This is a genomic window from Type-D symbiont of Plautia stali (genome assembly GCF_001485335.1).
Taxonomy (GTDB): domain Bacteria; phylum Pseudomonadota; class Gammaproteobacteria; order Enterobacterales; family Enterobacteriaceae; genus Pantoea; species Pantoea vagans_C.
In genome coordinates this window covers 1-24,513 of sequence record NZ_BBOC01000082.1, presented here as the reverse complement: position 1 = coordinate 24,513, position 24,513 = coordinate 1, and the positions used below count along the sequence as shown (strand labels likewise).

The window sequence follows — 24,513 nt, the reverse complement described above, 5'->3', positions numbered from 1 at the left end:
TTAGGATAAGCGCCAGTCCGATACCCACGGGGCACGCAAATATTCATCCTGACTGGCTGAGCTAACACTGAAGTTGACGTTGATGGATGGTGTATTCCGAAGATTATTTCGTACACCGGTTGCGAAAGATATTCTGTTCAGGTGAACAGTGTGCGCAACCCGGTACGCCCTGTTTTCGATTTGTTGGCAAATTTTAGGTAGCGAAACATGCAGACCCCGCACATTCTTATCGTTGAAGACGAACTGGTCACGCGTAACACCCTCAAAAGTATTTTTGAAGCGGAAGGTTACGTGGTCTATGAAGCCACCGATGGTGCTGAGATGCACCAGGTTCTGACGGAAAATGACGTCAATCTGGTGATTATGGACATCAACCTGCCAGGTAAAAACGGTTTGCTGCTGGCGCGCGAGCTGCGTGAACAAGCAAACGTTGCGCTGATGTTCCTGACAGGCCGTGATAACGAAGTGGATAAAATCCTCGGCCTGGAAATTGGCGCCGATGATTACATCACTAAGCCGTTCAACCCGCGCGAACTGACGATTCGTGCGCGCAACTTGCTGTCGCGTACCATGAATCTGGCGATGCCGAGCGAAGAGCGCCGCACGGTGGAAAGTTATCGCTTTAACGGCTGGGAGCTGGATATCAATAGCCGCTCACTGGTCAGCCCGAATGGCGAACAATACAAACTGCCTCGCAGTGAATTCCGCGCCATGCTGCACTTCTGCGAAAACCCGGGCAAAATTCAAACCCGTGGTGACCTGCTGAAGAAGATGACCGGCCGCGAGCTGAAGCCGCATGACCGCACGGTGGATGTCACCATCCGCCGCATCCGTAAGCATTTTGAATCTACGCCGGATACGCCAGAAATCATCGCCACTATTCACGGCGAAGGTTACCGCTTCTGCGGCGAATTGCAGGATTAAGTTTGCTGCGGTAAAAGAAAAACGCCCAACAGGGCGTTTTTTTATGCCTTATTTCCACGGCATAATCGGCACGGCGCTCAACGCATTCTTCGGCGAGCCCTCAACCACCTTATCGGAATAGCTAAGATAGATCAGCGCATGGCGTTTCTGGTCAAAGAAGCGCACCACCTGTAGTTTCTTAAACACCAAAGAAGTGCGTTTTTGGAATACCACTTCACCCTGCGCCTTGCCTTGTGCGATTTTATCGCTAAGCTCTACGGGCCCAACCTGCTGACATGAGATGGCCGCGTCGGAAGTGTCTTCTGCCAGACCCAATCCGCCCTTGATCCCACCGGTTTTTGCCCGGCTGATATAACAGGTTACATTTTTTACATCGGGGTCATCGAAGGCTTCCACCACGATCTTATGATCGGGGCCAAACATCTTGAATACCGTGTCAACTGAGCCGATCTCTTCGGCCTGGACGCCCGCGCTGAACACACAAGTTGCAAGCGTGATTATAAGAAAGCGAGTTATTGTCATTGAGTTACCATTGGCAATCGAATAGATGAGACTGTAATGTACTGTCAATCGAACCCGGAACCAAACCTAAACGGGTTGTAACCCGCATTGATTTAGCACAGCCGATTGACAAACCGCTCCCACGCCTTTGTGCATTTCGTGCTATTATTCGACGACTTCATAGTTGCGCCACCAGAGAGTTATGAGGATGTTTTATGGACCAAGCCGGTATCATTCGCGATTTGCTTGTCTGGCTGGAGAGCCATCTGGATCAACCCCTTTCACTCGATAATGTTGCGTTGAAAGCGGGCTACTCCAAGTGGCACCTACAGCGTATGTTTAAGGAAGTGACAAGCCACGCCATCGGTGCTTACATCCGCGCGCGTCGTCTGTCGAAAGCCGCTGTGGCCCTGCGCCTGACCAGTCGCCCGATCCTCGACATCGCTCTGCAATATCGCTTCGATTCGCAGCAAACCTTTACCCGTGCGTTTAAAAAACAGTTCAATCAAACGCCTGCCTGGTATCGTCGTTCATCGGAGTGGAACTCCTTCGGCATTCGCCCGCCGATTCGTCTTGATGATCACCACATGCCTGAAGCGAGTTTTGTCACGCTGCCGGAAACCGTGTTGGTCGGACAAACGCAAAGTTATACCTGTACGCTGGAACAAATTTCCAGCTACCGTGACGAGATGCGCATTCACTTTTGGAAGCAGTTCTTGCTGGAAACCGACACTGTACCGCCGGTGTTGTACGGCCTGCATCAGGTACGCGCCAGCCATGAAAAAGATGATGAGCAGGAAATTCTCTACACCACGGCGGTGCCTGCCGATCAACAGGCGTTGAGTATGCAGTCGAATCAGAGCGTGATTCTGGAAGCGGGTGATTACGTGCAGTTTACCTATAACGGCCCACGTAGCGCACTTCAGGAGTTCATCCTGCTGCTGTACGGCACCTGCATGCCAACACTCGGACTGGTGCGCCGTCAGGGCCAGGATATCGAACGCTTCTTCACGCACGGTGGCAAGAAACGCAGCGAGCCGCCAACGGAGATCCGTTGCGAATATCTGATTCCGATTCGCCCACAAGCGAGTCGCTGATATGAAAATGCCGTCATGATGACGGCATTTTTTTTGACTCGATAACTTGCGGTCGCCATAAATGACGACCCTACAATGTTCGGTGCGATTTTCGCAGAGTGCGCATTCATAGCGCCCCTACAATGTCCGGTGCGATTTTCGCAGAGTGCGCATTCATAGCGACCCTACAATGTCCGGTGCGATTTTCGCAGAGTGCGCATTCATAGCGCCCTACGATTTTGTAGGGTGCGCATTTATGCGCACCGGAATCGAATGACAATTAACGCTGCAACTCATCCAGCGCAGGCGCATCCAGGTGCGACACATCGCCTGCTGTTTCTACCACCCATCCTGCTGCCAGCCACGCGCTTTGTTGGTGATCCACGCGTGAGATAGAGCAGTTGCGCAAGCGCAGACGACGTTCAGCATGCGCCGGTAATCCCAGCAGCGTGCTGACCAATACACCCAATGCCATACCGTGGCTGACAATTAACGGGCGGCTGCCTGCGGGCAGTTCCAGCAACGCATTCAGCGCTTCATGCATGCGCGTAGCCATCTCCAGCATCGATTCACCACCCGGAATACGACCGCCTTCCGTGCCATCGACCAGCGTTTTACGCCAGCTCTCCTCTTCCGGCGTCAGACCGTCGAGTGGGCGCTGTTCCAGGCAACCCATATTCAGTTCGCGCAAGCGAGCATCAACTGACACAGTGACGCCACACGCATCGGCGATAATCTCTGCCGTGCGGCGCGTACGCCCTAAATCGCTGGCAATCACGTGAGTAATGCCCAGCGATTTCACGCGTTCGCCCACTTGTTGGGCCTGTTGCTCACCTTTTTCCGTCAGCGGACTGTCGGACTGCCCTTGAATGCGTCGGGCCGCATTCCATACCGTTTCGCCGTGACGAACAAGATAGACCTGTAGCATGCTTAATTTCCGTTATACTGCGACAAATTTGCCTTGAGGGTTCAAACAATTATGTACCACGTTGTCGCAGCCACCATCAACCCGGCAAAAATTCGCGCGATTGCTCAGGCGTTCAACGACGTCTTTGGCGAAGGATCCTGCCACATTGAAGGGGTCGAGGTCGAGAGTGGCGTTGCCGCTCAGCCGCTAAGTGATGTCGAAACGCGAACTGGCGCACGTACCCGCGTGGCGAACGCGCGTCAACTGCGCCCGCAGTCTGACTATTGGGTAGCGATTGAAGCCGGTATCGAAGGCGATTGCGCCTTTGCCTGGATGGTGATTGAAAACGCCCAGCAGCGCGGAGAATCACGCTCTGCCAGCTTCACCTTGCCGCCGATTGTGTTAGCGGGTTTAGCCGATGGGCACGAATTAGGGGATGAAATGGCGCGTCTGACCGGGGTGGACAATATCAAGCAGAAAGGCGGCGCGATTGGCGCCTTCACGCACGGTTTGTTAAGTCGTTCCAGCGTCTACCATCAGGCGTTGATTCTGGCACTCTGTCCGTTCACTCATCCGTTATACACTCAATAAGTTAACGACGTCCTAAACGCGCTTCCAACCAGCGTTTCAGCTCGGGAGGCGCCTCTTTCAGGCTGTTGGAGCCACGCGTGATGGTGGCGATCCCCACGCCAAGCTCATGTTTCAACTCACGCTGACTCATTTCACCGTTCATCAACTCTTCAATAATACGCAGGCGGGTGCCGTAGGCTTCGCGTTCGTCGGGTGTCATCATCAAGTGCAGTAAAGGCAAGGAGACGCCGTCAGCAAAGGCGTTTTGCATCAAATCAATAAAACGCAGCCAGTTATCTTCAACAGGCTGAGCCGAATCCGGCTGGGATGAAAGGGGTTGGCTCATGAAGGGCTTCCGTACTCATTGACGAGTACGGAAGCATAGCACAGCTAGTAACGGCGATTCCACTCACCATCGGCGAGAATCTTATCCGGCTTGCCCATGAAGTAACGGTAGTAGGCATCATACGCCAGCACGTTTTTCACATAGCCGCGCGTTTCCGAGAATGGGATGGTTTCGATAAAGGCCACCGCATCCAGTTTGCCGCCGCTGTTGTTCAACCAACTGCGCACGCGTCCCGGTCCGGCATTGTACGCGGCCGAAGAGAAGATACGGTTCTGGTCGAACTGCTGATAGACATACTCCAGATACTGGGTGCCAATCTGGATATTGGTTTGTGGATCCAGCAACTGGCTGCTGTTTACGTAGCCAGGAATGTTATACATCTTCACCGTGTGCGTCGCCGTGCCCGGCATCACCTGCATCAGACCGCTGGCCCCGACCGGCGAGCGCGCTTTCGGATTCCAGGCGCTTTCCTGGCGGGAGATCGCCATGGCATAGCTCTGCGGAATGCCTTTGTCGCTGGTGTATTGCTGATACAGATTGCGCCACGCCAGCGGGAAACGCTCTTTCAGGCTGTCCCACATTTTCGCGGTAATCGTGGCCTGCACGCTAAGATCCCACCAGTCCTGCTCATTGGCATAACGCGCCAGCATCTGCTGCTGCACATGCGTTTTACTGGAGATGAGATTGGCCCACTCGCTGCGCGCCAGATTATCCAGCCCCCAGTACATCAGCTCTCGCACCCGCGCCAGTTCTGGCCCCTGCACCACTGAACTGTCAGCAGCCGGTGCCTGGTCAACCTGTAACGGGTATTCCACGCCCAGACGCTGCGCCGCCACCATCGGGTAGAAACCGCGCGCCTGCATCAGTTTACGCAGAATCTCATCGGCTTCTTCTTTGCGTCCTTGGGAAATCAGTAAATCGGCCTGCCAGTATTGCCACTCGTCTTTCTCTTTGGCTTCCACCGGCAAACGGGCGATCCAGGTATTCAGCCCACGGCGATCGTTCTGGCTCAGCGCCAGACGCACCCGGCGTTCGATTAGTGCGGTGGATTCGCTGTTCATCACTACCGCATCGCGCCAGCGCGCCTGTACCGAGGTGAGATCCGCGCCCATCATGCGCCACACCACCGTTTCTTTCAGATCCTGCTCTTCCGCGGGGCCCATTTTCTGCGCCTGCACCAACTGCGGGATCATCATGCGGGCATTATCCATATCTTCACGCGCTACGCGGGCGAAGGCATAACTGGTGGCCATGCGCGTGAAATCAGTAGGACCGAGACTGCTGGCAAAGGTGGTGACGGTCTGCGGGTTCTGCTGCAGCGCAATCAAGGCGCTGGCAGTGGTCTGGTAATCCGCAGGCAACATTTTAGCGAGGTAGTTAACCAGACTGTCGTTACCCGCTTTCATCGCCAGACGGATGCGTTCGAGGATGGTGATCGGCGACAGTTGTCCAGAAGCTTGCCATACGGAGAACAGCTGGTCGCAGTCGTTCGGCAGCGCTGAACCGCGCAGCCAGATAGCTTTAGCACCATCAAATGCCGCCTGCTGCTGGCCGGTCGCCCATTTGGCGTAATACCAGTTGCAGCGCGCCTGTACGGGTTTCGGCTCATCCGGGCTGAAGCTCAGCACGCCCTGCCAGTCCTGACGATGCGCCAGCACGTTCACAAAGCGAGTAGAGAGCGAACGCGCGGGCGGCAACGTTGGATATTGCTGAATAAAATTCTTCACTGCCAGCGGCGTTTCCTGATCCAGGTCCTGCGCCAGCAGACGGTACTGTAAATAAGGATAGAGCGGATAGTCCTGCAGCGTGGGCATCAGCTGCGAGACCTGGTCCATTTGATTGTTATCCCAAGCCTGTTTGATCTGTGCATAGCGCTGCCGTTGCTGATCCAGCGAGTCGGCCCACACGCTGCTGGCCGTGCTGACCAGGCAGATTCCTATCATCCAGTTACGCCACTTCTCCACTCTGCTCTCCTCTTTGCTGCGGTCCAGCTCATATCAGACCCCATTCATGCTAACCAAGCCCATCCACTCTTGCCATGTTCTTCACAAAATTTACGCAGGCGCACCGCGATCGCACAACTTCTGCGCTTTGATTGTGCAATCTTTCATCACAAAACTTATCACACATAAATTATTTATTAACAATCATACATTTAAAAAATGGCACGCGCTTTGCTCTATTGAATTCCATCTTGTATACCAGTTGGAATTCACTCATGGCATCAACCTTCGGTTACACGCTTCAGGATTGGCAACACCGCTACCAGCAGGACCCGCAGTGCATTACCTCTTTGCTGGCCGCGCACCTCGACGCTCTCGACCAGCAGGATAACGCGTGGCTTTACCTTGCCACGCCGGCGCAATTGCAGGCACAAATCGAGCCGCTACTGGCCAGTTACCTGCGTAATCCTGCGGCGCTACCTTTGTTTGGCGTGCCCTTTGCCGTGAAAGACAATATTGATGTCGCTGGCTGGCCCACCAGCGCGGCCTGCCCTGCCTTTACTTACACCGCCGAAGCCGATGCCTTTGTTGTCGCACAGCTAAAAGCCGCAGGTGCGGTGGTCATCGGTAAAACTAACCTCGACCAATATGCGACAGGTTTAGTGGGCACTCGTTCCCCTTATGGCGCGGTGAGCAACACATTTAATCCAGAATATGTCAGTGGCGGATCAAGTTCGGGTTCGGCGTCAGTGCTGGCACGCGGTCTGGTCGGCTTTTCACTCGGCACAGACACCGCCGGATCGGGTCGTGTACCGGCTGGTTTTAATAACATTGTCGGGCTCAAACCCACCAAAGGCTGGTTCTCTGCCAGCGGCGTGGTGCCCGCCTGCCGCCTGAACGACACCATTTCCGTGTTTGCATTAACGGTAGAAGATGCCTTCGCTGTCGCCACCGCCGCAGGTGGCTACGATGCCGGAGATGCGTATTCGCGCAGCAATCCGCACACCGCGCCCGCCAGCTTCAAAGCGCAGCCAGATTTTGCTATTCCCGCTTCGCCAGAATTCTTTGGCGATAAACAGGCCGAAGCCGCCTGGGATAGTGCCCTCGCGCAGTTGCAAGCCACGGGCGCCACTTTGCACGCCATTGATTTCACGCCATTCCACCAGTTAGCGGAGCAGCTCTACTACGGCCCGTGGGTCGCCGAGCGCACCGTCGCAGTGGGTGAGATGATCAACCGCCCGGAAGAGATGGACCCGGTGGTGTATGGCATTGTCAGCAGCGGCCTGAAATACACCGCGGTCGAAGCCTATCAGGCCGAATATCTGCGCGCCGAACTGACGCGCCAAATCCAGCAAACGCTGGCGCAGTTTGATGCGCTGGTGGTGCCCACCTCCCCCACCATCCATACGCTGGAAGAGATGAAACAGGAGCCGGTGCACTACAACTCGCAGTTCGGCACCTACACCAACTTCACCAACCTCGCCGATCTCAGTGCCCTGGCCCTGCCCGGCCCGTTCCGTGCCGATGGCTTGCCTGCTGGCATTACCTTGATTGCTCCCGCCTGGCAGGATCGCGCACTGGCGGGCTTTGGCATGCAATGGCAGCAGCAAATGGCGCTGACGCTGGGTGCCACCGATAAACCGCAACCTGCTCAGCACACATCCTTACCAGTCTCAGCCGATCACGTGCGCGTGGCGGTGGTCGGTGCGCATCTCACTGGCATGCCGCTCAATTTCCAGCTCACCACCCGCCATGCGGTGTTAGTGGAAGAGACGCAAACCGCCAGCAACTATCGCCTGTTTGCCCTGCTCGATGGCCCAATTAAGAAGCCTGGCCTATTGCGCGGCGACAGCGGTGCAGCGATCACCGTTGAGCTGTGGGATATCCCACTGGCGCGCTTTGGTGAGTTTGTGGCAGAGATCCCGGCCCCGCTCGGCATCGGCTCACTGACGCTGGCTGATGGCCGCACAGTGAAAGGCTTTATCTGCGAACCGGCGGTGCTGGCACAGGCGCTGGAAATCACTGAATTCGGCGGCTGGCGTAACTGGCTGGCCACCCAGGGGAGTAAATAATCATGTTCAGTACCGTACTGATTGCCAACCGTGGCGAGATCGCCTGCCGTGCCATTCGCACCCTTAAACGCCTCGGCGTGAAAAGCGTTGCAGTGTATTCAGATGCCGATCGCAATGCGCGCCACGTCAAAGAAGCGGATGTGGCAATTGCGCTGGGCGGTGATAAGGCCAGCGACAGCTATTTGCGCATCGATAAAATTCTGGCGGCGGCCAAAGAGACCGGCGCAGAAGCCATCTGGCCCGGTTACGGCTTCCTCTCTGAAAGTCTGCCGTTTGCCGCCGCTTGTGAAGAAGCGGGTATCGCCTTTGTCGGCCCTACGGCGCATCAGATTGGTGAGTTTGGTCTGAAACACCGCGCACGTGAACTGGCTGCCAATGCCGGCGTGCCGATGACACCGGGCACACCGTTATTGAACTCGCTGGAGGAAGCACTCAGCGCAGCGGAAAACATTGGTTATCCGGTGATGTTGAAAAGCACAGCGGGCGGCGGCGGCATTGGTTTAACCCGCTGTGATGACGCCGAAGCACTGCGCAATGCGTGGGAAAGCGTGCGTCGCCTCGGCGAACAGTTCTTTAGTGATGCCGGCGTGTTCCTTGAGCGCTTTATCGACCGCGCACGCCACGTCGAGGTCCAGATCTTTGGTGATGGCAGCGGTAAAGTGATCGCACTGGGCGAGCGCGACTGCTCGCTGCAACGCCGTAATCAGAAAGTGGTGGAAGAGACTCCAGCACCGAATCTTCCGCAGGCCACACGTGAAGCTTTGCTGGCCTCAGCGGTGCGCCTCGGCGAGCTGGTGAGCTACCGCAGCGCGGGTACGGTGGAATATATCTATGATGCCGAAAAAGACGCCTTCTACTTCCTCGAAGTGAATACCCGTTTGCAGGTGGAGCATCCGGTCACCGAATGTGTCACCGGACTCGATCTGGTCGAATGCATGCTGATGGTCGCAGCGGGCGATGCCATCGACTGGGCACGCCTGCAACAGGCGCCACAGGGCGCCTCAATTGAAGTGCGTATCTACGCCGAAGATCCGCTGAAGAACTTCCAGCCAAGCCCTGGAGTGCTGACCGGCGTCTCCTTCCCGGACGATGTGCGCGTGGATGGCTGGATCGATACCGGCACTGAGGTATCCGCGTTTTACGATCCTATGGTAGCCAAACTTATCGTGCAGGCGGATACCCGAGAAGCGGCACTGGCGAAGATGCAACAGGCGCTGGATGCCACGCAGTTGCACGGCATTGCGACCAACCTTGATTACCTGCGCCAAATCATCGCCACAGAAGCCTTCCAGAGCGGCAAGGTGTGGACGCGCTTCCTCGACAGCTTCACGCCGTCTGCCAGTGTGATTGAAGTGCTGCAGCCGGGCACTTTCAGCAGCATCCAGGATTTCCCTGGCCGTCTCGGCTATTGGGATATCGGCGTACCGCCTTCTGGCCCGATGGATGACTTTGCTTTCCGCCTGGCTAACCGCATCGTCGGCAACCACGATAGCGCCGCGGGGCTGGAATTTACCCTACAAGGGCCGACACTGCGCTTCCACAGCGATGCGGTGATTGCCCTGACCGGTGCAGATTGCCCGGCGGAGCTGGATGGCGAGAGCCTGACCTACTGGCAGCCGATTCAGGTCAAAGCAGGCCAGGTGCTGACCTTGGGTCGCGCGCAGAGCGGCTGCCGCACCTATCTTGCGGTGCGCAACGGCTTTGACGTGCCAGAGTATCTCGGCAGCCGTTCCACCTTCTCACTCGGCCAGTTTGGCGGCCATGCCGGGCGCACCTTGCGCGTGGCCGATATGCTGCCCATTTCCCAGCCGTTGCTGGCGGCTTGCACCACGCCTGCGCCGGTCAGCGAACCGCAAGCACTCGATCATGCCCTGGTGCCGCATTACGGCACCGAGTGGCGTATCGGCGTACTCTACGGGCCGCATGGCGCGCCGGATTTCTTCACCCAAGCCGCCATCGACGAGTTCTTTGCCAGCGACTGGCAGGTGCATTACAACTCCAACCGTTTAGGCGTGCGTCTGGTGGGGCCAAAACCGACCTGGACCCGCGCCAACGGCGGTGAAGCTGGGCTGCACCCTTCCAACGTCCATGACTGCGAATACGCAATTGGCGCGGTGAACTTCACTGGTGACTTCCCGGTGATCCTGACTCATGACGGCCCAAGCCTCGGCGGGTTTGTCTGTCCTGTGACTATCGCAAAAGCGGAATTGTGGAAAGTCGGCCAGGTCAAACCGGGCGACACCATTCGCTTCCATCCAATCAGTGCGGATGAAGCGGTCGCGCTGGAAAAAGCGCAAGCGCAGAGCGTTGAGACGCTGCGCAGCCATCATGCGACCACCTTTGACGTGCCTTCCCTGGCGGTCACCGAGTTCGGCTCCGCGACCTTGCTGGCAGCACTCCCAGCGACAGAAACCACGCCAACGGCGGTTTATCGCCAGGCGGGCGACAAATATGTACTGATTGAATATGGCGACAACGTACTGGATCTGGCGCTGCGCCTGCGCGTGCATCTGCTGATGAACGCTCTGCGCGAGCGCGCCGTTCCCGGTGTCGAGGAGCTTTCACCCGGAGTGCGTTCACTGCAGGTGCGCTATGACAGCCTGATCCTCAGCCAGAAACAGCTGATGAACCTGCTGCTGGAGCTGGAAGCCGGACTGGGCGATGTGAGCCAGCTAAAAGTGCCGTCACGTATCGTCTGGATGCCAATGGCTTTCGAAGACAGCGCCACACTGGGTGCTGTGGAACGCTACAAAGAAACCGTCCGTGCCACTGCGCCATGGCTGCCAAACAACGTTGATTTTATCCAGCGCATTAACGGCCTGGAGAGTCGCGAAGCGGTACGTGACACGATCTTTGACGCCAGCTATCTGATTCTGGGTCTGGGTGATGTGTACCTGGGCGCACCATGTGCAGTGCCAATCGATCCACGCCATCGCCTGCTCAGCTCTAAATACAGCCCGGCGCGTACCTTCACTGCTGAAGGCACGGTGGGGATTGGCGGCATGTACATGTGTATTTACGGCATGGACTCCCCCGGCGGTTATCAGTTAGTGGGCCGCACGCTGCCGATCTGGAACAAATTCCTCAAGAACGATCAGTTCGCGGCGGATGAGCCATGGCTGCTGCACTTCTTCGATCAGGTGCGCTTCTATCCGGTCACTGAAGATGAGTTAACCCAACTGCGCGATGACTTCCGCGAAGGCCGCGCCACGGTACGCATCGAAGAGACCCAGTTTGATTTCGCTGCCCATCAGCAGTTCCTGATTGATAACGCGGATTCGATTGCTGCCTTCCGTCAGCGTCAGTCAGCGGCCTTTGATCAGGAGGTGACACTGTGGGCGCAGGAAGAGCAGAACGCGCCACTCACCAGTGAAGAGACACTGATTGCGCCCGAAGCCGATGACGATGCGCTGGCGGTGTGCGCCGACATGAACGGCAACATCTGGAAAGTGCTGGTGCAGCCGGGTGACGCGGTGGAAGCCGGTCAGACCATCATTATTGTCGAAGCGATGAAAATGGAACTGGCGATTGTCGCGCCGCAAGCCGGCACGGTGAAACGCATTGCCTGCCAGGCAGGACGTCCGGTGAGTCCGGGCGACACCCTGCTGTGGCTGGAATAAGGAGCACGCATGAATCCAAGCCCACGCAGCAAAGGCCGTCCAGAAGCACTGGCAGAGAAGGTCTACCAGGCACTGAAACAGGACATATTTGAGTTCCGTTTAATGCCCGGAGATCGCTTCAGTGAAAACGAAATCGCCGAACGGCTGGAGGTCAGCCGCACGCCGGTGCGTCAGGCGCTGTTCTGGCTGGAGCGCGAGGGCTATGTCGAAGTGTGGTTCCGCAGCGGCTGGCAGGTGAAGCCGTTCGATTTCGAATATTTCGAAGAACTGTACGACTTCCGTACCGTGCTGGAGCGCGAAGCGGTGCGCCGTTTGTGTGCACTGCCGCCGCTGGCCTGTGCTGAAGTCCTCACCACTTTGAAAAGCTTCTGGATTGATGCACCACGTCTGGAGGACGGCAAGGCCGTATCGGCGCATGACGAAGCCTTTCATATGGCGCTGGTAGCGGCGGCCGGTAATCAGGAAATGGCGCGCATCCACGCCGAGTTGACCGAAAAAATTCGCATTATCCGTCGCCTCGATTTCACGCGAGATGACCGGGTAGACGCGACATACCGTGAACACGCCCAGATTTTACGGGCGATTTTCCAGCAACACACCGAGGAGGCACAGCGCATTTTAACCGACCACATCGCCGTCAGTAAGGCAGAGGTCAGAAAGATCACATTGCATATGTTACAGCAGGCCCGGCTTCAACCCATTGAATAAAAACACTAACACATTTAGAGGGTTAACAATGAAAAGACGTTCGTTGCTTAAAGCTTTTGCGCTCTCCGCCACCGTGGCCAGTTTGGGCTTTACCTTTGGTGCCCAAGCCGCTGACACCATTAAAGTCGGTATTTTATCTTCGCTCTCCGGCACCATGGCGATTTCGGAGACACCGCTGAAAGACATGGCGCTGATGACCATTGATGAAATCAACGCCAAAGGCGGCGTGCTGGGCAAAAAGCTGGAGCCGGTGGTGGTGGATCCCGCCTCCAACTGGCCGCTGTTTGCGGAGAAAGCGCGCCAACTGCTGACGCAAGATAAAGTCGCGGCGGTGTTTGGCTGCTGGACCTCGGTATCACGTAAATCAGTGTTGCCGGTGTTTGAAGAGCTGAACGGCTTGCTGTTCTACCCGGTGCAGTATGAAGGTGAAGAGATGTCACCGAACGTGTTCTACACCGGTGCGGCACCGAACCAGCAGGCGATTCCGGCGGTGGAATACCTGATGAGCGAAGACGGTGGCAGCGCGAAACGCTTCTTCCTGCTCGGTACCGATTACGTCTACCCACGCACCACCAACAAGATCCTGCGCGCCTTCCTGCACACCAAAGGCATTCAGGATAAAGATATCGAAGAGGTCTATACGCCGTTTGGTTACAGCGACTATCAGACCATCGTGTCCAACATCAAGAAATTCTCTGCCGGTGGCAAAACTGCGGTGATCTCCACCATCAACGGTGACTCCAACGTACCGTTCTACAAAGAGCTGGCGAACCAGGGCATCAAAGCGACGGACATTCCGGTGATTGCTTTCTCCGTGGGGGAAGAGGAACTGCGCGGTATCGACACCAAACCGCTGGTCGGTCAGTTGGCGGCGTGGAACTACTTTGAATCCGTTGATAACCCAATCAACACCAAGTTTGTTGCGGATTACCGTGCCTACGCCAAAGCACACAACCTGCCGAACGCCAACACGGTCGTGACCAACGATCCAATGGAAGCGACCTATGTCGGCATTCATATGTGGGCACAGGCGGTGGAGAAAGCGGGTACGACCGATGTCGACAAAGTGCGCGCCGCCATGGCGGGCCAGTCCTTTAAAGCACCAGACGGTTTCACCCTGACCATGGATAAAACCAACCACCACCTGCATAAGCCGGTGATGATTGGCGAAGTGGAAGAGAACGGCCAGTTCAACGTGGTGTGGCAGACCGATAAGACAGTACGTGCACAGCCGTGGAGCCCGTACATCGCGGGTAACGATAAGAAGCCTGACTATCCGGTGAAATCGACGCAGTAAGTGGGTGGTCGCCATCAATGGCGACCCTGGATTATTTGCGCGGACTCCGTAGGGTCGCCAATTTTGGCGACCATTTTCAACGCCGCTTCAGTTCAACAGGATCATCACCATGACAATCCGCCGTTATATTTGCTGTCTGCTGCTGCTCCTGCCTTGGCTGGCTCAGGCGGGCGATGGCGCCGACTTCGCTGCCGCCAGCCGCACCGAACAAGCCACGCTACTGCAAAAGTGGGCCGCTGCACCGCAGGCGAGCCGTGTACCGCTGCTGCAGGCACTGCGCAACGAAAGCGTAGTCATTGACCAGGACAAGCAGCCGTTCAGCCAGCAGGCTGATACCTTTACCCCGCTGGACAGCGCGCAACACCCCAATGGCGACACCAAAAAGCTGTTTATGAACAACCGACTGCGCGTGCTGATCGCCAGCGCCCTCGCCGCCCACCAGCTGGTGAGTGATGACCCGGCCCTGCGCCTGCGCGCCGCACAACAGTTACAAAACGACGGAGCCGCCGATCAGCTTCCGCTGATTGAACAACGCCTCGCCGTCGAAAAAGACGCACAGGTACATGCTGTATTAGCCATGGCCGCGGCCAACCTGCAACTGGCCAGCCCGGATGCCGCCGTGCGCCTCAAAGCAGTTACGCTACTTGGGGAATCCAGCGATCCCAATATGCAGGCTAGCCTCAATCGTTTAACGCAAGCCAGCAATGAGCCGGATGCCCAGGTACGCGCGGCAGCAACCGCCAGCCTGCAACAGATCAAACATCGGCTGATGTGGGGCGATTTGCTGGGCCAGGCCTTTACCGGTCTCTCTCTCGGCTCGATCCTGCTGCTGGCTGCTCTCGGTCTGGCGATCACCTACGGCCTGCTCGGCGTCATCAACATGGCGCACGGCGAGATGCTGATGCTGGGTGCCTATGCCACCTGGTTTGTGCAGAACCTGTTCCAGCAGTTCGCGCCACAGTGGCTGGCGTGGTATCCGCTGCTGGCACTGCCGGTGGCATTCCTGGTGACAGCGGGTATCGGCATGCTGCTGGAGCGCACCATTATCCGCCACCTGTACGGCCGCCCACTGGAAACGCTGCTCGCCACCTGGGGCATCAGCCTGATGCTGATCCAACTGGTGCGCATGCTGTTCGGCGCGCAAAACCTCGAAGTGGCTAACCCAGGCTGGCTCTCTGGCGGCTTGCAGGTCCTGCCCAATCTGGTGCTGCCGTACAACCGTATCGCGGTGATCCTGTTCGTGTTTGCCGTGTTAGGCCTCACCTGGCTGCTGCTGAACAAAACGCGCTTGGGCCTGAGCGTGCGTGCCGTGACGCAAAACCGCGCCATGGCCGATTGCTGCGGCGTGCCCACCGGACGCATCGATATGCTGGCATTCGGCCTCGGTTCTGGCATTGCAGGACTCGGCGGCGTGGCGTTATCGCAGTTGGGTAACGTCGGCCCCGAACTCGGCCAGGGCTACATCATCGACTCCTTCCTCGTGGTGGTGCTGGGTGGTGTCGGGCAACTGGCGGGCACCGTGGTAGCAGCCTTTGGCCTCGGCATTCTCAACAAAGTACTGGAACCGCAAATTGGCGCGGTGCTGGGTAAAATCCTCATCCTCGTGTTGATCGTGCTGTTTATTCAGAAGCGTCCACAGGGCCTGTTTGCCTTTAAAGGGAGGGTCATCGACTAATGAGCCAACCCATCACCTTAACGCTGGCGCGCAAAGCGCCACGCCTCAGCATCGGCCTCGGCATCGTGGTCACCGCGCTGCTGTTGATCATGCCGTTCTGCGCCTTGTTGCCCGCCACGCACCCGTTGGCGATCTCCACCTACACGCTGACGCTGGTGGGGAAAATTCTCTGCTATGCCACCGTCGCGGTAGCACTGGATTTGGTGTGGGGCTATGCCGGATTACTGTCGCTCGGGCACGGCCTGTTCTTCGCGCTGGGTGGCTATGCCATGGGCATGTACCTGATGCGTCAGGCCTCTGGCGAGGGCTTACCGGCGTTTATGTCATTCCTGTCGTGGAACGAGCTGCCGTGGTTCTGGGCCGGTACCCAGCACTTTGCCTGGGCGCTGTGTCTGATCATGCTGGTGCCCGGCTTGCTGGCGCTGGTGTTTGGCTTCTTCGCCTTCCGCTCAAAGATCAAAGGCGTTTACTTCTCGATCATGACGCAAGCGCTGACCTACGCGGGCATGCTGCTGTTCTTCCGCAATGAAACCGGCTTCGGTGGCAACAACGGCTTCACCGGCTTCACCACCCTGCTCGGCTTTAATGTCACCGCCACCGGCACCCGCATCGGACTGTTTATCGCCACCGTGCTGTTGCTGCTGATCAGTCTGGGGATTGGCTTCGCGCTGGCACGCAGCAAGTTTGGCCGTGTACTCACCGCAGTGCGTGATGCAGAAAACCGCCTGATGTTCGTCGGTTATGATCCTAAAGGATTCAAGCTGTTTGTCTGGACGCTCTCCGCCGTACTGTGCGGGCTGGCTGGCGCCCTGTATGTGCCGCAGGTGGGCATCATTAACCCCAGTGAAATGTCCCCCACCAACTCGATTGAGGCGGCCATTTGGGTGGCGCTGGGCGGTCGCGGTACCTTGATTGGCCCGCTGTTAGGTGCGGCGATTGTCAACGGAGCCAAAAGTTGGTTTACCGTTGCCTTCCCGGAATACTGGCTGTTCTTCCTCGGCCTGATGTTTATCCTCGTCACGCTGTTCCTGCCGCGTGGTGTGATTGGCCTGCTGCGCCGGAGGCGTGATGACTGAGCAACTGTTTACCCAACCCCATCCAGCAGACCGCCACCGCGATCAGAGCGATCCGGTGCTGCAGCTGGAGAAGATCAACGTCTCATTTGATGGCTTCCGCGCCCTGACCGATCTGTCACTGAAGATCGGCGTTGGCGAACTGCGCTGTGTGATCGGCCCCAACGGCGCGGGCAAAACCACCTTGATGGATGTGATCACCGGCAAAACCCGTCCTGATAACGGGCAAGTGATCTACGACCAGGACACCGATCTCACCAAAATGTCACCGGTGGAGATCGCGCGCGCTGGCATTGGCCGTAAGTTCCAGAAACCCACGGTGTTTGAAGCGTTAACGGTGTTTGAGAATCTGGAGATCGCGCTGAAAAATGATAAATCAGTGTGGGCCAGCTTGCGGGCAAAGCTCAATGGCGAGCAGCAAGACCGCATTGATGAAGTGCTGAAACTGCTGCGACTCGGAGGCGAACGCCAACGCAAGGCGGGTTTGCTGTCGCACGGCCAGAAGCAGTTTCTTGAAATCGGCATGCTGCTGGTGCAAGACCCCCATCTGCTGCTGCTCGACGAACCCGCAGCGGGCATGACCGATGCAGAAACTGAGTACACCGCCGAACTGTTTCGTAGCCTGGCAGGCAAGCACTCGCTGATGGTGGTCGAACACGATATGGGCTTTGTGGAAACTATCGCCGATCATGTCACGGTGTTGCATCAAGGCCAGGTGCTGGCGGAGGGATCGTTACGCGAAGTGCAAGCGGACGATCGCGTTATCGACGTTTATCTGGGGCGTTAAGATGCTACAAGTCTCCGAACTGAACCAATATTACGGCGGCAGCCACATTCTGCGCGGTCTCTCTTTTGAGGCTAAATCAGGCGAGATTACCTGCCTGCTGGGTCGCAACGGCGTGGGGAAAACCACACTGCTGAAGTGCCTGATGGGGTTGATCCCCGCGAAGTCCGGTGAAATTCGCTGGCAGGATAAAGTGATCAATAGCCGTAAACCGCATCAGCGCGTGCAGTCTGGGATCGCTTATGTGCCACAGGGGCGTGAAATTTTCCCGCGTCTGACGGTGGAAGAGAACCTGCTGATGGGGCTGGCTCGTTTTTCCGGATCGCAGGCCAAAACGGTGCCAGAGGAGATCTACCAACTGTTCCCGGTGCTACGAGAGATGAAAGCACGACGCGGCGGCGATCTTTCTGGCGGGCAACAACAACAGTTGGCGATCGGGCGTGCGCTGGCCTGTAAACCGCAGTTATTGATCCTCGATGAACCCACCGAAGGGATCCAACCGTCGGTGATCAAAGAGATCGGCGCGGTGATCCGCCAGTTAGCACAGCGCGGTGACATGGCGATCCTGCTGGTGGAGCAGTTTTACGATTTCGCCGCCGAGTTGGCCGACAGCTATCTGGTGATGTCGCGCGGGGAGATTGTACAACGTGGCGCAGGTGCCAATATGGAAGCCGAGGGCGTACGCGGGTTGGTGGCGATTTAATATATTGAAACGCGCGATGAATCGCGCCGCTACAGCCCAGTGCCGCAGCGGCGCCATTTATTAGCGGAAATTAATGCGCCGGTTTTGTATCCAGTTGGAACACGCTGATATTCTCCACCAGCGAGCCAACCTGCTGATTCAGCGCACGTGCTGACTGTGCTGATTGCTGTGACAGCGTGGCATTCTGCTGTGTCGCCGCATCCATATGCGTCACCGCCAGATTCACCTGCTCGATCCCCACGCTCTGTTCCGCGCTGGCTGCCGAGATATTTTCCATCAGCTCACACAACTGCTTCACGCTTTCGACAATCTCCTGCATCGACGATCCCGCACCTTTGACCAGCGTGTTGCCCTGCGCAATCAGATTCACCGATCGATCGGTAAGACCACGAATATCACGCGCGGCGGAGGCCGATCGCTGTGCCAGCGCCCGCACTTCTGAAGCCACCACGGCAAAGCCACGGCCATCGTTGCCAGCTCGGGCCGTCTCTTCCAGTGCGCTTGCCTGCGCTTCATTGCGCGCCGACAATTCACGGCTGCCATGCGCCACCTGATCGGTGGTATCCGCAATCGCTTCGGTGCCGGATCGCACACCAGTGACGATGCGCGTCAGGTTGTGGTTCATGTCGCGCAGTGCCGCCATCAGTTGCGCGGTTTCATCGCGTCCTGATACTTCAATTTGCGCACGCAGATCTCCAGCGGCCACGGTTTTTGCCACGTTGATCGCCTGCTTCAAAGGGCGGGTGATGCTTTGCACCAGCCAGGCGGTAATGCCGATACCCACCAGCAGAATACAGACCATGGCGATGAGCAGCAGCATGCGGGTTTTCTGGTAGTGGGCGAGGTTATTCGCCTCGATCTCCTGATGCATCTGCTGCGCGCGTTTCAGCGTGGCAGCCACCAGATCGTCGATTTGCTGCGTGGGTGCGCGGTCAATCCCTGTCACCAGATGGTCAACGCGGGTGGCGCTGCTACTGTCGCTGATGCGGTAGTTTTCCAGCGCCGCCAGATATTGGCTCTCCAGCCCTGCATGCACCTGGCGTGCCTGCTCAACTGGTGCATTAGGCAGCCCCAGCGCTGTCTGGATTTGACTTAACTCACTCAGCAGCGCCTGCGTTTGCTGGCTCTCTTTCAAAAACGCCTTTTTGTACTTATCGAAGGTCTCCTGCCCTTGCGTGCCGCGTAACAGGGTATTTTTCCACTCCTGCACTTGTATCTTGAACTGCACCTGCGCACTGCGCGCGGTGTCGATGCTGTCAGCAATCAAGACTTCACGTGCCATCACGTCTTGATTGTTTTCCAGCGCCTGCATATTGACTTGCAGTCCATGCAGTCCCATCAACAACGTTGCGAACAGCAGCAGCGTGGCGAGAAACCCCAGCCGCTGGCCAATTTTAAACTGGTTGTGCTGTCCCGCCCTGACCGGCATGACCGTCGAGAAAGTAACGCACGACCTTTAACTTGAATTGAGTGGAATATTTGGGCTTCATGATTTATCCCCATTATGTCGTTTTACAGTCCAACATTATGGGTTCAGTCCACCCCTGTGCGGTCCCAGACGGCGTTACCGCTGGGCCTTCAGGCCGCCCGCCGTCAAAAAAATTAAAGAATTCCCGTCTCCACGCTAAAGTGGCGCTTCTCACCTGGAGCCAATTCAATCAGCGTGCCGGCACGCTGCGCCGCCTTAAATCCTTCCGGTCGGCAGGTGGAGGGCAGCACATAGGCCGCGACCTGCTGATCGTGGTTGTACAGCATCCAGCGCGTGGCGTGCGGGAACTGGCGGCTATCGAAGCGGGTCATCAGTGCGAAGCCTTCCGGCGCATGCAACTCAAACTGCACTTCGTTGCCGTACTGCGGCAAATTATCGGCAAAGAACACAATCTCAGGATCGCACATTTCCGGCTGATCCAACTGCTGGAATGCTTGCGGATCGCGCGCCAGTTGATCGGTATAGGCGCTCCACTGCGGTGTCGGCTTCACATGGGCTGGAATCGACGTCCGTAACTGAAAGGCATCCTGTGGGATCGACTGCTTAAAGCGGCCATTTGCCAGCCAGGCGCTGTTCAGATGACACATATACTGTAGCGGCATCGGTGCACCCGCCAGATTGGTGACGTTCATTTCAATCTGCAGGCGCGGCGTGTCGGCATGCAACCGCACCGCCGGAGAGGCTAAGTAGTGATGGCTAAAACCTTTCACATACTCAGTTTCGCCTTCCAACGACACACGATCCTGCTCCAGCACGATCCATGCGCTGTCCATGCGGGCGCAGGCCATTTCACCGTGCAGCGGATGGTCATCCTCCGGGGCCGGGCAACCGTTGGCCAGCAAACCCGAATGAAAGGCAAAACAGCCATAGGTATCGATAATCGAGCTGCCGAGCAGCGGCTGTTTGAAACTGTGCCCCATGGTCAGCGAGTGGCCATCAAAGCTGGCATCCCACACCATCTGCCCGTAAAACGGCAGCACAATCACCGTACCGCGTAGGTTGCTGATGCGTACCGCTTCAACACCCGCCGGATAGCGGAATAACTCGACGTGGAAAGTCGCATTGTGCAGCAGCGTGCTGGGCGTTTCATGAAACTGCTCCCGGCGCAGCGGTAAACGGGTTTTCATGGCATCTCCTCCACTAAACGCCCTGCCTGAATCGCCTGGTTTTTATGGCGCAGTTCGCCCCAGAAATAAAAGCCGACCCACGCGAAGCACAGCAGCGAAACGCCGAACGCCAACTGCATCGATCCAAGATGATCGGAAACAAAGCCCTGAATGGCCGGAATAAAGGCGGCACCCACAATCGACATCACGATGAAAGCACCCGCGACTTCCGTGTACTTGTTATCCACCGTGGCCAGCGTGCCGGCATAGATGGTGGCCCAGCACGGCCCGAACAGCACGCTCACGAATACCGCCGCGTACACCGCAGTAAAGTTGGGAACAAACATCACCCACGCGAGGGTAATGACGCCAAGAACTGAGTAGGCAATCAGCACTTTCTCTGCACGGAAGCGCGTCATCAGGAAGTTAGCGACAAACTTACCGATGAAGAAGCAGATAAAGCTATAAATCATAAAGTTAGAGGCGTGACGTTCGTTGGTCGCCCCCAGCGTCAAGGCCAGACGAATGGTAAAGGACCAGACGGCCACCTGCATCCCGACATACAGGAACTGCGCGACGATACCGCGCTTGAAGTGACGATTACCCGCCAGATAGCGGAAGGTCTCACCCAGCGAAGGCAGCGATTTTTCGCTCGACTGAGGTTTGCAGCGGGGGTAGCGAGTGAACAGGAACAGCAACATGACCACCACTAACACCATCACCAGATATTTGTAGGGCTCCAGCGTGTGTTCCAGCATGCTGAGGCGGAAAGCATGCGCCTGCTCCGCGTTCATGCCCACCATTTGTGCATGCAGACTTTCACCGTCCTGGAACACCAAATATTTGCCCAACACGATGCCCATCAGTGCGCCAATCGGATAGAACGTCTGGCTGATATTGAGACGCAGCGTGGCGTGATCGCGATGCCCAATCATCGAGCTATAAGTATTGGCTGCGGTTTCAAGGAAGCTTAAGCCAATGGCGATGGCGAAAATCGCCGCAAGGAACATGGTGTAAGTGGCCATGTGCGAGGCGGGATAAAACAGCACGCAACCCACAATGTAAAGCACCAGGCCCATCAGGATCGCCAGCTTGTAAGTGGCTTTGCGGATCACCAAAGAAGCCGGGATCGCAATCAGAAAATAGCCGCCGTAAAACGCACTCTGCACCAGTGCGCTGGCAAAGTCGCTCAACGCGAACACGCTTTTGAACTGGGTGATCAGGATGTCGTTCAGGCTCGCAGCACAGCCCCACAACGGGAACAGGCACGAGAGCAAAATGAACTGAAACAGCGGCGTCTTATTCAGATAGCCGTCAGGTTGCTGAACAATGTTCGGTTGCATAGCTCGACCTCAGTGTACGTTGAGAAAACGCTGGAAGGTTTCCGCGTCAGGATAGGAACGCTGCGTACCGCGACCGGTCACGCTGCAAGCGGCGTAGGCCGAGGCTTGCGCCATCGCCGCCGCGATATCACCGTTTTTCACCAGGGCATGCGCGAAGCAGCCGATGAAAGCATCACCCGCACCGCTGGTGTCCACAGCCTTCACTGGCGTGGGGGTCACATGGTGCATAGTGTCACCCGCCATCCATAGCGAACCGCGCCCTCCGAGGGTAATAATCAGGTTTTTCAGACCGCGCTTAAGCAGCGTCTGCCCTGCCCGTTTCACCTCGTCATCCGTGCCCACCGGCATGCCCGTGAGGATCTCCAGTTCGGTTTCATTGGGCATAAAAAAATCGCACTTGCAGGCATAGTCGATATCGAGATTCGCCACCGCCGGTGCCGGGTTAAGGATCACTTTGATATCGTGCTGACGCGCAAAATCGATGGCGTAATAGACGGTTTCCAGCGGGATTTCTAACTGCAGGATGATCAGCTTGCAGGCTTTCAGCGCCTCAGCGGCCTCATCAATGTCTGCTGGTTTGAGCAGCTGATTGGCACCCTTGATAATCAAAATGCGATTCTGTGATTGATCGTCAACGAAGATGGGCGCCACGCCGCTGGACGTACCCGCTGCGGTGGTCACATATTGGGTATCCACCCCCTGCTGTTTAAGGTTCGCCACGGTGTTAGGCGCAAACAGATCGTCCCCCACTTTGCTCACCATCATCACGCGACCGCCCATTTTGGCTGCTGCCACCGCCTGATTTGCCCCCTTCCCTCCACAGCCGATAGCGAAATCGGGTGCTTCCAGCGTCTCCCCAGCCTTCGGTAGCTGATTGGTGTAGGTAATAAGGTCCACCATATTTGACCCAATAACCGCGATATCCATTGTTAACTCCCCGGTGAATTTTTAACCTTATAATGTTATTAAATTAACAATAACAGTTAAATTAAGGTTGTAATGTGACAAAATTCACACCTCAACATCATCGACAAAACCGATATAACGCCACAGATTACTGAGCGAGAGTGTTATTATTCTAACAATGTAACATCATCGTGTTGCAGAGATAGCGTTAAGCGAAACGGCCATCGCGGACTGGAGAGAGGGGTTTGCGGGCCGATCCTATTACAGGTAATATTGAAAATCGTTGTGCTACAGGTGTCGCAAATCATTAAATTTTTTATCATTTATCGTGATTTCACCTTCAGCATCCTCGACCTCAGCCTACTCAATCAACAGAGATCATCATGGAAACCCGGCGCGACGAACGAATTCACAAGCTGGCACAGGCGCTGAAGCGTACCGACAAGCTACACCTGAAAGATGCGGCTCAATTGTTGGGTGTATCAGAGATGACGATTCGCCGCGATCTGACGGAACCCGCTTCGGCGGTTGTGCTGTTGGGTGGGTATATTGTCAGCGATCCGAAAAGCCACGCCGGACACTATTTTATCTCCGACCAACACAGCCAAAACGCCGCACGTAAACAACGTCTGGCGCAGGCGGCGGCAAGTTTGATCAGCGAAAACGATACGGTGTTTTTTGACTGCGGCACCACGTTGCCTTACATCGTGGATGCCATTCCGGACACCTTGCCCTTCACCGCGATTTGCTGCGCCATGAATACCTTTCTCGCGCTGAAAGAGAAACCGGCCTGTAATGTGATCCTGAGCGGTGGGGAGTTTCATGCGGATAACGCGCTGTTCACGCCGATCGGTGCCCATTCGATCCTCGACGATCTCTGCCCCACGCTGGCCTTTATCTCGGCAGCGGGCATCGATCAGGAACAGGGCGCAACCTGCTATAACATCAATGAATTAGCCATGAAGCATCACGCCATGTTACGGGCGCGCACCCGTGTGTTGGTGGCCGATAGCAGTAAATTTGGCAAAGTGCTGCCCGCCCGTATTGGTGAGCTGCGCCGATTTGATTTGCTGGTGAGTGACAGCGCACCAGAAGCGGCGCTGAAAAACTGGCTGGCGCAACAGAATATCCCACTGCGCCTGCCTTGAGATCAGGCTTTACGATCGATCACCGCGTCGCCATCGCGCAAACGGCGCAGGTTATCGCAGATCCCTTTGATGTTGCCGGCGAGAGAAATGTCTGTCACGCCGCCAATGTGCGGGGTGGCGATCACGTTATAGCGGAACACCGGATCCTGCGGATCGGGTGGCTCCTGCCAGAACACATCCACCCCGGCCCCAGCTAATTTTTTGCTCTCCAGCGCCGCCAGAAATGCCTGTTTCTCTATCAACCCACCGCGTCCGAGATTAACCAGGAAACTGTCCTGTTTCATCTGCGCCAGCGCATCCGCGTTGATGATGTTATGAGTAT

21 protein-coding genes are annotated in these 24,513 nt (G+C 56.7%); 12 read left to right on the top strand and 9 right to left on the bottom strand.

The window, feature by feature from the left end:
• Nucleotides 1-207 precede the first annotated feature (207 nt).
• The gene (arcA, locus tag PSSD_RS20975) at nucleotides 208-924 is read left to right on the top strand and encodes a two-component system response regulator ArcA (RefSeq protein ID WP_039329476.1); all 717 of its coding nucleotides are present in this window, start codon (nucleotides 208-210) and stop codon (nucleotides 922-924) included.
• A gap of 48 nt (nucleotides 925-972) precedes the next feature.
• Here arcA and creA read toward each other — a convergent pair whose 3' ends face one another.
• On the bottom strand, nucleotides 973-1,446 hold the full coding sequence (creA, locus tag PSSD_RS20970; RefSeq protein ID WP_039329478.1) for a protein CreA: 474 nt from the start codon (nucleotides 1,444-1,446) through the stop codon (nucleotides 973-975).
• A 194-nt stretch (nucleotides 1,447-1,640) separates the two neighbouring features.
• Here creA and robA point away from each other — a divergent pair, with 194 nt between their 5' ends.
• A complete protein-coding gene (gene robA / locus PSSD_RS20965) occupies nucleotides 1,641-2,522 on the top strand; it encodes an MDR efflux pump AcrAB transcriptional activator RobA (RefSeq protein ID WP_039329480.1) in 882 nt (293 codons plus the stop codon).
• 259 nt (nucleotides 2,523-2,781) lie between these two features.
• Here the strand turns inward: robA and gpmB are convergent, their stop codons facing one another.
• The gene (gene gpmB / locus PSSD_RS20960; RefSeq protein WP_039329482.1) at nucleotides 2,782-3,429 is read right to left on the bottom strand and encodes a 2,3-diphosphoglycerate-dependent phosphoglycerate mutase GpmB; all 648 of its coding nucleotides are present in this window, start codon (nucleotides 3,427-3,429) and stop codon (nucleotides 2,782-2,784) included.
• A gap of 51 nt (nucleotides 3,430-3,480) precedes the next feature.
• Here gpmB and yjjX point away from each other — a divergent pair, with 51 nt between their 5' ends.
• Nucleotides 3,481-3,999 carry an inosine/xanthosine triphosphatase gene (gene yjjX, locus PSSD_RS20955; RefSeq protein ID WP_058973555.1) on the top strand — a complete coding sequence of 173 codons (519 nt, stop codon included), beginning with the start codon at nucleotides 3,481-3,483 and terminating at the stop codon, nucleotides 3,997-3,999.
• A gap of 1 nt (nucleotide 4,000) precedes the next feature.
• Here yjjX and trpR read toward each other — a convergent pair whose 3' ends face one another.
• Nucleotides 4,001-4,324 carry a trp operon repressor gene (trpR, locus tag PSSD_RS20950; RefSeq protein WP_039329485.1) on the bottom strand — a complete coding sequence of 108 codons (324 nt, stop codon included), beginning with the start codon at nucleotides 4,322-4,324 and terminating at the stop codon, nucleotides 4,001-4,003.
• Nucleotides 4,325-4,368: 44 nt separating this feature from the next.
• Nucleotides 4,369-6,288 (bottom strand): murein transglycosylase, encoded by a 1,920-nt coding sequence (sltY, locus tag PSSD_RS20945; RefSeq protein WP_058973554.1) that lies wholly within the window; start codon nucleotides 6,286-6,288, stop codon nucleotides 4,369-4,371.
• Between the two features lie 254 nt (nucleotides 6,289-6,542).
• On the opposite strand from sltY, the gene atzF reads away from it, so the two are divergent.
• From atzF to urtE, 8 genes are all read left to right on the top strand, one after another.
• A complete protein-coding gene (atzF, locus tag PSSD_RS20940; protein WP_058973553.1) occupies nucleotides 6,543-8,339 on the top strand; it encodes an allophanate hydrolase in 1,797 nt (598 codons plus the stop codon).
• A gap of 2 nt (nucleotides 8,340-8,341) precedes the next feature.
• Nucleotides 8,342-11,959 (top strand): urea carboxylase, encoded by a 3,618-nt coding sequence (gene uca, locus PSSD_RS20935; RefSeq protein ID WP_058973552.1) that lies wholly within the window; start codon nucleotides 8,342-8,344, stop codon nucleotides 11,957-11,959.
• 9 nt (nucleotides 11,960-11,968) lie between these two features.
• A complete protein-coding gene (locus tag PSSD_RS20930; protein ID WP_058973551.1) occupies nucleotides 11,969-12,667 on the top strand; it encodes a GntR family transcriptional regulator in 699 nt (232 codons plus the stop codon).
• Between the two features lie 28 nt (nucleotides 12,668-12,695).
• On the top strand, nucleotides 12,696-13,964 hold the full coding sequence (gene urtA, locus PSSD_RS20925; protein ID WP_058973550.1) for an urea ABC transporter substrate-binding protein: 1,269 nt from the start codon (nucleotides 12,696-12,698) through the stop codon (nucleotides 13,962-13,964).
• A 109-nt stretch (nucleotides 13,965-14,073) separates the two neighbouring features.
• Complete coding sequence (urtB, locus tag PSSD_RS20920) at nucleotides 14,074-15,639, top strand: urea ABC transporter permease subunit UrtB (RefSeq protein ID WP_058973549.1); 1,566 nt, start codon at nucleotides 14,074-14,076, stop codon at nucleotides 15,637-15,639.
• Nucleotides 15,639-16,715, top strand: a complete 1,077-nt coding sequence (gene urtC, locus PSSD_RS20915; protein ID WP_039329499.1) for an urea ABC transporter permease subunit UrtC — start codon at nucleotides 15,639-15,641, stop codon at nucleotides 16,713-16,715. The genes urtB and urtC overlap by 1 nt, the downstream gene beginning before the upstream one ends.
• Nucleotides 16,708-17,499, top strand: coding sequence for an urea ABC transporter ATP-binding protein UrtD (gene urtD / locus PSSD_RS20910; protein ID WP_039329501.1), 792 nt, complete (start codon nucleotides 16,708-16,710; stop codon nucleotides 17,497-17,499). Before urtC ends, urtD begins: the two co-directional genes overlap by 8 nt.
• 1 nt (nucleotide 17,500) lies before the next feature.
• Complete coding sequence (gene urtE / locus PSSD_RS20905; protein ID WP_039329503.1) at nucleotides 17,501-18,199, top strand: urea ABC transporter ATP-binding subunit UrtE; 699 nt, start codon at nucleotides 17,501-17,503, stop codon at nucleotides 18,197-18,199.
• A gap of 70 nt (nucleotides 18,200-18,269) precedes the next feature.
• Here urtE and PSSD_RS20900 read toward each other — a convergent pair whose 3' ends face one another.
• The 4 genes from PSSD_RS20900 to rbsK all read right to left on the bottom strand — a co-directional run bounded on the left by PSSD_RS20900 (nucleotide 18,270) and on the right by rbsK (nucleotide 23,064).
• Nucleotides 18,270-19,628: a methyl-accepting chemotaxis protein gene (locus tag PSSD_RS20900; RefSeq protein WP_058973548.1), complete on the bottom strand. Its 1,359-nt coding sequence runs from the start codon at nucleotides 19,626-19,628 to the stop codon at nucleotides 18,270-18,272.
• A 173-nt stretch (nucleotides 19,629-19,801) separates the two neighbouring features.
• Nucleotides 19,802-20,815, bottom strand: a complete 1,014-nt coding sequence (locus PSSD_RS20895; RefSeq protein WP_058973547.1) for an aldose 1-epimerase family protein — start codon at nucleotides 20,813-20,815, stop codon at nucleotides 19,802-19,804.
• Nucleotides 20,812-22,137, bottom strand: coding sequence for an L-fucose:H+ symporter permease (gene fucP, locus PSSD_RS20890; protein ID WP_058973546.1), 1,326 nt, complete (start codon nucleotides 22,135-22,137; stop codon nucleotides 20,812-20,814). The genes PSSD_RS20895 and fucP overlap by 4 nt, the downstream gene beginning before the upstream one ends.
• A gap of 9 nt (nucleotides 22,138-22,146) precedes the next feature.
• Nucleotides 22,147-23,064 carry a ribokinase gene (gene rbsK / locus PSSD_RS20885; RefSeq protein WP_058973545.1) on the bottom strand — a complete coding sequence of 306 codons (918 nt, stop codon included), beginning with the start codon at nucleotides 23,062-23,064 and terminating at the stop codon, nucleotides 22,147-22,149.
• Nucleotides 23,065-23,426: 362 nt separating this feature from the next.
• On the opposite strand from rbsK, the gene deoR reads away from it, so the two are divergent.
• Nucleotides 23,427-24,191, top strand: a complete 765-nt coding sequence (gene deoR, locus PSSD_RS20880) for a DNA-binding transcriptional repressor DeoR (RefSeq protein ID WP_058973544.1) — start codon at nucleotides 23,427-23,429, stop codon at nucleotides 24,189-24,191.
• A 2-nt stretch (nucleotides 24,192-24,193) separates the two neighbouring features.
• Here the strand turns inward: deoR and PSSD_RS20875 are convergent.
• The coding region (locus tag PSSD_RS20875; protein WP_268810647.1) for an NAD(P)-dependent oxidoreductase at nucleotides 24,194-24,513 on the bottom strand (320 nt) is incomplete at its 5' end.

Coding starts and splice junctions, on each gene's coding strand:
- PSSD_RS20895 (WP_058973547.1), bottom strand. CDS start 20,815: ATGAAAACCCGTTTACCGCTGCGCCGGGAGCAGTTTCATGAAACGCCC.
- creA (WP_039329478.1), bottom strand. CDS start 1,446: ATGACAATAACTCGCTTTCTTATAATCACGCTTGCAACTTGTGTGTTC.
- atzF (WP_058973553.1), top strand. CDS start 6,543: ATGGCATCAACCTTCGGTTACACGCTTCAGGATTGGCAACACCGCTAC.
- urtA (WP_058973550.1), top strand. CDS start 12,696: ATGAAAAGACGTTCGTTGCTTAAAGCTTTTGCGCTCTCCGCCACCGTG.
- PSSD_RS20900 (WP_058973548.1), bottom strand. CDS start 19,628: ATGCCGGTCAGGGCGGGACAGCACAACCAGTTTAAAATTGGCCAGCGG.
- robA (WP_039329480.1), top strand. CDS start 1,641: ATGGACCAAGCCGGTATCATTCGCGATTTGCTTGTCTGGCTGGAGAGC.
- uca (WP_058973552.1), top strand. CDS start 8,342: ATGTTCAGTACCGTACTGATTGCCAACCGTGGCGAGATCGCCTGCCGT.
- urtD (WP_039329501.1), top strand. CDS start 16,708: ATGACTGAGCAACTGTTTACCCAACCCCATCCAGCAGACCGCCACCGC.
- gpmB (WP_039329482.1), bottom strand. CDS start 3,429: ATGCTACAGGTCTATCTTGTTCGTCACGGCGAAACGGTATGGAATGCG.
- urtE (WP_039329503.1), top strand. CDS start 17,501: ATGCTACAAGTCTCCGAACTGAACCAATATTACGGCGGCAGCCACATT.
- deoR (WP_058973544.1), top strand. CDS start 23,427: ATGGAAACCCGGCGCGACGAACGAATTCACAAGCTGGCACAGGCGCTG.
- rbsK (WP_058973545.1), bottom strand. CDS start 23,064: ATGGATATCGCGGTTATTGGGTCAAATATGGTGGACCTTATTACCTAC.
- arcA (WP_039329476.1), top strand. CDS start 208: ATGCAGACCCCGCACATTCTTATCGTTGAAGACGAACTGGTCACGCGT.
- fucP (WP_058973546.1), bottom strand. CDS start 22,137: ATGCAACCGAACATTGTTCAGCAACCTGACGGCTATCTGAATAAGACG.
- trpR (WP_039329485.1), bottom strand. CDS start 4,324: ATGAGCCAACCCCTTTCATCCCAGCCGGATTCGGCTCAGCCTGTTGAA.
- urtC (WP_039329499.1), top strand. CDS start 15,639: ATGAGCCAACCCATCACCTTAACGCTGGCGCGCAAAGCGCCACGCCTC.
- yjjX (WP_058973555.1), top strand. CDS start 3,481: ATGTACCACGTTGTCGCAGCCACCATCAACCCGGCAAAAATTCGCGCG.
- urtB (WP_058973549.1), top strand. CDS start 14,074: ATGACAATCCGCCGTTATATTTGCTGTCTGCTGCTGCTCCTGCCTTGG.
- PSSD_RS20930 (WP_058973551.1), top strand. CDS start 11,969: ATGAATCCAAGCCCACGCAGCAAAGGCCGTCCAGAAGCACTGGCAGAG.